This window comes from Desulfoplanes sp. (genome assembly GCF_054921335.1).
In genome coordinates this window covers 50,780-57,900 of record NZ_JBUDSQ010000014.1, presented here as the reverse complement: position 1 = coordinate 57,900, position 7,121 = coordinate 50,780, and the positions used below count along the sequence as shown (strand labels likewise).

Here is a 7,121-nt window from a genome sequence, read left to right as displayed (position 1 = left end):
TCAAGGCCCTGGACGTCATGCGCGAAGGCCATGACGGGTCAGGCGTCGGCCTTTTTCTGAGCGGTCTGAGCGGTCCCTTCGAGAATCTCAAGGACTGCCCTGTGCTTTCCGGCATCTTCACCACCGCAGGCATCAGACGGCTCGACCAGTTCATGATGGATCACGATTTCATGACCAAATACAAGACCTCCACCCGGCTTTCCGAAGATCCCCCTTTGGGGACTCCCACCCGGGATGTCTATCTTGCCAGGGCCTATGAAAAACCCGAGGCCTGGAAGCATCTCTCACAGGAAAAGCAGGAAGAGGAGATGGTCCGCATCCGGCTCGAACTGCGGCGCATGGGTGAAGAAAACAACGACATGACGGTGTTCAGCTTCTGGCCGGACACGATCATGATCAAGGAACTCGGCGATCCCATGGCCATCGGCAGATATCTGCAACTCGACCGCAAAGAGTTCTACGCACGGGTGATCATGGCCCAGGGCAGGCAAAACACCAACTACGCCATCAACCTGTACGCCTGCCATCCCTTTTTCATCCAGGGCATCTGCACCATGACCAACGGGGAGAATACCGCGTTCGTGCCCATCCGGGAATTTCTGGAATCGAGGAACATCCTCGGCTATGAAGGCTACCAATCCGACTCCGAGGTGTTCACCCATATCCTCCATTTCACCCTCAAACGCCTCGGCCTGGACATCGGCAGTTACAAGCACATCATCACTCCCCTCAAGGACAGTGACATCAGCAACCATCCCGATGGCCCGTTCCTCAAGCAGCTCAAGGAAACCTGCCGCAAGCTGATCATCGACGGCCCCAACTGCATCATCGGGTGTCTGCCCGACAAATCCCTGTTCATGGTCCAGGACAGCAAGAAGCTCCGCCCGGGTGTCGTGGGCGGCAAGCCCGGCATCTACGCCTTTTCCTCGGAGGTCTGCGGACTCGACGCCGTGCTCCCTGACCGGGACGTTTCCAAGGACATCCAGCCCATGCATCTCGATACCGTCATCGTACCCCCAACCCGCCAGGAGATCCGCATATGTCGCCAAACAGACCCATTACACCTTCAACACTAAGCCCCAAGGACCTTCCCTGGCAGATCGACTGGAACAAGTCCAAGTGCACCTTGTGCGGCCAGTGTACCACGGTCTGTCCGGTCAAGGCCATCGAGCTCGGGGTATTCCGCAAGAGAAAGGTCAAGACCCCCATGGGGCTTCTGACCCCGCCCAGGAACGAATATTCCATCTATTACGGGATCCGGCAAAAAACCGATCCGGCCTTTTCGTGCATCGGGTGCGGCATGTGTTCCATGGTCTGTCCCAACGGGGCGATCATGCCCATGCGCAATGATGAAAAAGAAAAACTCAGTTTTCACAAAAACGCCGGGGGCAAGCCCATGACCCGGGGCGGCAGACGCAACGACAACGATTCCGTGCTGGACCGGATCAAGTTCATCCGCATCTCCATGCTCACTGACCCGGCCCTGGACGCGGGACGGCACGAATTCAACCTGCGCACCCTGCTCGGCCGCGTCCTACCGCCCGAGGAAGGTCTGAAAACCTTCCAGGAACAGGGCTGGACCCCGCCTGTCAGGGAGATCTATCCCCTGGTCATCGGCGGCATGTCCTTTGGTGCCCTGTCCCCGAACATGTGGGAAGGGCTGCAGATGGGCGTGGCCTACCTGAACGAGGAGATGGGCATACCCGTACGCATCTGCACGGGTGAGGGTGGATGCCCGCCCAGACTTCTGCGTTCCCGGTTCCTCAAGTACGTCATCCTACAGGTCGCCAGCGGCTATTTCGGCTGGGACGAGATCATCCATGCCATCCCGCACATGAAGGAAGACCCCTGCGCCATCGAGATCAAGTACGGTCAGGGCGCCAAGCCCGGTGACGGCGGGCTGCTCATGTGGCACAAGGTGAACAAACTCATCGCAGCCATCCGCGGGGTACCCACCGGGGTCAGCCTGCCCAGTCCGCCCACCCATCAGACCCAGTATTCCATCGAGGAGTCCGTGGCCAAGATGATCCAGTCCATGAGCATGGCCTGGGGGTTCAGGGTCCCGGTCTATCCCAAGATCTCGGCCTCTTCCACGTCCATGGCCGTTTTGAACAATCTGACCCGCAACCCGTATGCCAGCGGCCTGGCTATTGACGGGGAAGACGGGGGAACCGGTGCGGCCTACAACGTGTCCATGAACCATATGGGCCACCCCATCGCCTCGAACATCCGCGACGCCTACCTGAACCTGGCAAAACTCGGCAAACAGAACGAGATCCCCATCTTTGCCGGAGGTGGAATCGGTAAAAACGGCAACCTGGCCGCCAATGCCGCGGCATTGATCATGCTCGGGGCCAGCGGCATCCAGATCGGCAAATACATCATGCAGGCCGCGGCCGGCTGTCTGGGTTCGGAGTCCGACCGGTGCAACGTGTGCAATACCGGGGTCTGCCCCAAGGGGATCACCTCCCAGGATCCGCGGATCTACCGACGTCTGGACCCGGAAAAGGTGGCCGAACGGGTCGTGGAAACCTATCTGAGTTTCGATACGGAACTCAGAAAGATCATCGCCCCGCTGGGCCGGTCCACCTCCCTGCCCATCGGCATGTCCGACGGTCTGGGCATCAACGACAAGCCCGCGGCGGATCGGCTGGACATCAAATACGTGGTTTAAACGACGGTGTTAGGTTTTAGGTGTTAGGTGGTTAGGAAGGAAGAAGGAGACGGGAGGCGGAAGAAGGGAAAAGTGAATGCTTAGCGAGTTTGCGAGCCTCAGCAGACCTTATGCGGAGCTGACAGGAAAGACAGCTGTTTTTTAGGATTCGACACCCCTGTCTCCGGATGATCCCGGTACAATTTGTTCTGGTTTCGGGCGAACACCGCCTCCCGTCTCCCGTCTCCCTTCTCCTGCCTGCTGTCTCCAGCCTGCTGTCTTCCCGTCCTTCGCCGTTACCTAAAACCTAACGCCTAACACCTAAAACCATCACACCTCCACCGCGAACTTAACAAATTATACATCAACGAGCCCCTACCATGACAAAAACAATACACATATCAGGCCTGCAAAACGGCGAGCGCATCGAATCCCGCATCATGGAGGAACAGATCCAGAACGCCGTGAACACGGGCGCCCGGATTCTCGAAATCGAGGCCCTGGGACAGCACGGCATCGGGGGGAGACTTCCCGTGAGCGAGCAGGAGCCCGTGCACATCACCATTACCGGTTCTTCCGGTCAGCGGACCGGGTCCATGGGCTTTCCAGGAACCTTCATCGATATCCACGGACCGGCCTCGGACGATATCGGCTGGCTGAACGCCGGGGCCGAGATCACGGTCCGGGGCAACGCCTCCAACGGGGCGGCCAACGGCATGGCCCAGGGTAAGATTTTTGTCGCCGGGTCCATTGGTGCCCGGGGCATGACCATGACCAAGCGCAACCCCCGGTTCGATCCGCCCGAACTGTGGATCAAGGGGTCGGCCGGTGACTATTTCGCGGAATTCATGGCCGGGGGCATCGCAGTCGTCTGCGGTATCGACGGACAGACCCCGGACAATATTCTGGGGTATCGCCCGTGCGTGGGCATGGTCGGCGGGAAGATCTATTTCCGCGGCCCCAACCAGGGATTCAGCGAGGCCGATGCCAAGCTCGTGCCCATGGATGACGCAAACTGGGACTGGCTGTCGGCCAACATCAAAATCTTTGCCGACAGGATCGAGCAGCCCGGGATCATCGAGAAACTGACAAACCGGGACGAGTGGCAGATCATCGAGGCCAGGATGCCTTCGGAAAAGGTCCGGAAACGCAGGCGGTCCATGGCCGAATTCCACAGCAGAGTCTGGGACCAGGAACTGGGCCGTGGCGGTCTTGTGGGCGATCTGACCGACCTCGACCGTTCACCCATTCCGCTCATCACCACTGACAGTTTACGCCGATTCATTCCGGTATGGGAAAATCACAAGTACATGGCTCCTTGTCAGGCGAGCTGTCCCACGGGCATCCCGGTCCAGAAACGGTGGCAGCTCATCAGGGAGAACAAACCCGAACAGGCCATCGACATGGCCCTCAGGTACACCCCCTTCCCGGCCACAGTCTGCGGATATCTCTGTCCCAATCTGTGCATGCAGAACTGCACCCGGCAGATCCAGCGCATGTCCCCCATTGACGTCCATGTCCTTGGTCAGAAGTCCATCGAGGCCAGGATGCCCGAACTTCCCTCCCGCACGGACAAGAGGATCGCGGTCATCGGCGGCGGCCCGGCCGGAATATCCGTGGCATGGCAGCTACGCCTGGCCGGGCACAACGTGACCGTGTTCGACCGGGACACGACCCTTGGCGGCAAGATCACCTCGGCCATTCCGGAATCACGCATCCCCACGGAGGTCATGGAGGCAGAGCTCGCCCGGGTCCGGGAAGTCATCGAGCACATCCAGCTCAAAGAGGACATGAACGCTGAAAAATTCGCCGAGCTCCAGGCCGACTCCGATTTCGTGGTCGTGGCCTCGGGAGCATCCTCCCCGAGAACCCTGCCCATCCCGGGCAAGGAACATCTGACCACGGCACTTGATTTCCTGAAAAAGGCCAAGGCCGGAACCATCCAACCCGGCAAGCAGATGGTCATCATCGGCGCGGGCAACGTGGGCTGTGACGTGGCCACCGAGGCGGGACGTCTGGGCTGCAGGGACATCACCCTCATCGACATCCAGGAACCCGCCTCCTTCGGCAAGGAACGTGAAGAAGCTGAAAAATTCGGAGCCACGTTCAAATTCCCCTGCTTCACCAAGGAGATCACCGACAAAGGCGTCGTCCTGACCACAGGCGAGCTGGTGCCCGCTGACATGGTCATCGTATCCATCGGCGACCAGCCCGAACTCTCCTTCCTGCCCAAGACCGTTGCCACACAGCGGGGCTGGATCACGGTGAACGACGTCTTCCAGACCACCGATCCCAAGGTGTTCGCCATCGGTGACATCGTGAAACCCGGTCTCATCACCGACGCCATCGGCGCGGGCAGGCAGGCGGCCATCACTATCGACTCCATGCTCACGGGGAAGCGGCCCGAAGGCGATCCCGCAACCATGCTGGAACACACGGCCACACGCCTCGAGTACATCCAGCAAGACGGGGAACAGTCGGAAATGATCGACTATTCCCGCATGACCCTGGAATACTTCAACCCCAGAGTGACGGACTTCGAATCCCTGGACCGCTGCGCCGAAGAGTGCTCATCCTGCGGATCGTGCAGGGATTGCGGCCTGTGCGAGGCCATCTGTCCCAGAACGGCCATTTCCAGGAATGCTCTGGAAAACGGGGGATTCGAAATGGTTTCCGATCCCAACCGGTGCATCGGATGCGGTTTCTGCGCGGATGCCTGTCCGTGCGGGATATGGAATCTGGTTCCCAATACGCCGATGGGGTAGAACTACGGTTTTAGGTTTTAAGTTTTAAGTTTTAGGTGGTTAGGACGGGGGACGGGAAACGGGAGAAGGGAGACGGGAAAGAACCTACAACCTAACACCTACGCCTAAAACCGCCCTTAATCCGTCCTCTCCTTGACATGTAACCACCCACCGCCTATGCAGGGCATGATTTTATTGATCAAATCTCAACCACACAATTGAACATGCACATCTCCGGCATTTTCTACCCATACTATTATTATTGTATGAACATGATGTCGGGGGTATGCTGACCTGAACCATAAGGCCGCACACCACCTCGTTGCGGTCATACATATCTCAAAAGGCCGTGACGAAAGCACGGCCTTTTTTATTACCAAGGAGAGCGACCAGATGAACGTGCTTGAAGAACTTGAAAAACGGGGATTCATCGAGAACAAGACCCACGACAAGGAACTTGCCGACTACGTCGAAACCGGCAATGCCACCTGCTATGTGGGGTTTGATCCCACGGCATCGAGCCTCCATGTAGGGCATCTCATCCCCATCATGTCCCTGACCCATATGCAGCGTCATGGCCACCGGCCCATCGCTCTGGTGGGCGGGGGAACGGCCCGGATCGGCGATCCCAGCGGACGGACCGAACTCAGGCAGATGATGACCTATGAAACCATCGCGCAGAACGTGGCCGGGATCAAGAAACAGCTGTCCAATTTTCTGGACTTCTCCGAGGACAAGGCCGTCCTGGCCAATAACGCCGACTGGCTGGCCAAGCTGGAATATATCCCCTTTCTACGCGAAATCGGCCGCCACTTCAGCGTCAACCGGATGATCAAATTCGAGAGCTATAAGCAGCGTCTCAATTCTGAGGAAGGGCTCAACTTCATAGAATTCAACTACATGCTCCTTCAGTCCTACGATTTCCTCAACCTCTTTGACACCCACACATGCCGGTTGCAAATGGGTGGTTCCGATCAGTGGGGCAACATTGTTGCCGGGATCGAACTGACCCGCAAGATGCGCCAGGAATCCGTGTTCGGCATGACCTTCCCCCTGATCACCAAGAGCGACGGGTCCAAGATGGGCAAGACGGCCCGGGGCGCGGTCTGGCTCGATCCGAAAAAGACCTCCCCTTACGAATACTTCCAGTTCTGGGTGAACACCCAGGATGCGGACGTGGCCAGGTTCATGAAGCTGTTCACCCTGCTCCCTCTGGAAGAGATCCGGGAGGTGGAATCCATCGAGGACGCAGCCATCAACCGGGCCAAGACCATCCTGGCCTACGAGGCCACCAAACTGGCCCACGGCCAAGAAGAGGCGGACAAGGCCCAGGCCGCGGCCGCATCCATGTTCGGGGCCAAAGAGATTCCCGCCTCCCTGCTGCCGTCGAGCACGGTTCCCCGCAAGGCCATGAAGACCGAGGCGTCGGTGCCCTCTTCAACCATGACTGCCGAAGAACTCGAACCAGGGATCCCCGCGTTCAAGCTCTTTCAGACGACCGGACTCTGCGCATCCGGCGGCGGGGCCAAACGGCTGATCAAGCAGGGCGGAGCGAGCATCAACGGGAACAAGGTCACCAGCTTCGACCAGTCTGTTACCAGTGCGGATATCGAAGCAGGCTGCCTGCTCCTCAAGGCCGGCAAAAAAAGATTTCACAAAATCGAGATAACCGGATAGTTTTCCAATAATTCACGGAAGATGCCGGGAACCTTCCGCCCCGGCAT

Annotated in this window: 4 protein-coding genes; all 4 read left to right on the top strand. The window is 58.5% G+C overall.

Annotated features, from left to right (window positions below; genetic code table 11):
* Nucleotides 1-8 precede the first annotated feature (8 nt).
* The 4 genes from ACY692_RS04975 to tyrS all read left to right on the top strand — a co-directional run bounded on the left by ACY692_RS04975 (nucleotide 9) and on the right by tyrS (nucleotide 7,074).
* Nucleotides 9-1,076 carry a class II glutamine amidotransferase domain-containing protein gene (locus ACY692_RS04975; RefSeq protein ID WP_462324241.1) on the top strand — a complete coding sequence of 356 codons (1,068 nt, stop codon included), beginning with the start codon at nucleotides 9-11 and terminating at the stop codon, nucleotides 1,074-1,076.
* Nucleotides 1,040-2,674 (top strand): glutamate synthase-related protein, encoded by a 1,635-nt coding sequence (locus tag ACY692_RS04970; protein ID WP_462324239.1) that lies wholly within the window; start codon nucleotides 1,040-1,042, stop codon nucleotides 2,672-2,674. Before ACY692_RS04975 ends, ACY692_RS04970 begins: the two co-directional genes overlap by 37 nt.
* Before the next feature lie 359 nt (nucleotides 2,675-3,033).
* A complete protein-coding gene (locus ACY692_RS04965; RefSeq protein ID WP_462324238.1) occupies nucleotides 3,034-5,418 on the top strand; it encodes an FAD-dependent oxidoreductase in 2,385 nt (794 codons plus the stop codon).
* Between the two features lie 372 nt (nucleotides 5,419-5,790).
* The gene (gene tyrS / locus ACY692_RS04960; protein ID WP_462324237.1) at nucleotides 5,791-7,074 is read left to right on the top strand and encodes a tyrosine--tRNA ligase; all 1,284 of its coding nucleotides are present in this window, start codon (nucleotides 5,791-5,793) and stop codon (nucleotides 7,072-7,074) included.
* The last annotated feature ends 47 nt before the right edge of the window (nucleotides 7,075-7,121 follow it).

Coding starts and splice junctions, on each gene's coding strand:
- ACY692_RS04965 (WP_462324238.1), top strand. CDS start 3,034: ATGACAAAAACAATACACATATCAGGCCTGCAAAACGGCGAGCGCATC.
- ACY692_RS04970 (WP_462324239.1), top strand. CDS start 1,040: ATGTCGCCAAACAGACCCATTACACCTTCAACACTAAGCCCCAAGGAC.
- tyrS (WP_462324237.1), top strand. CDS start 5,791: ATGAACGTGCTTGAAGAACTTGAAAAACGGGGATTCATCGAGAACAAG.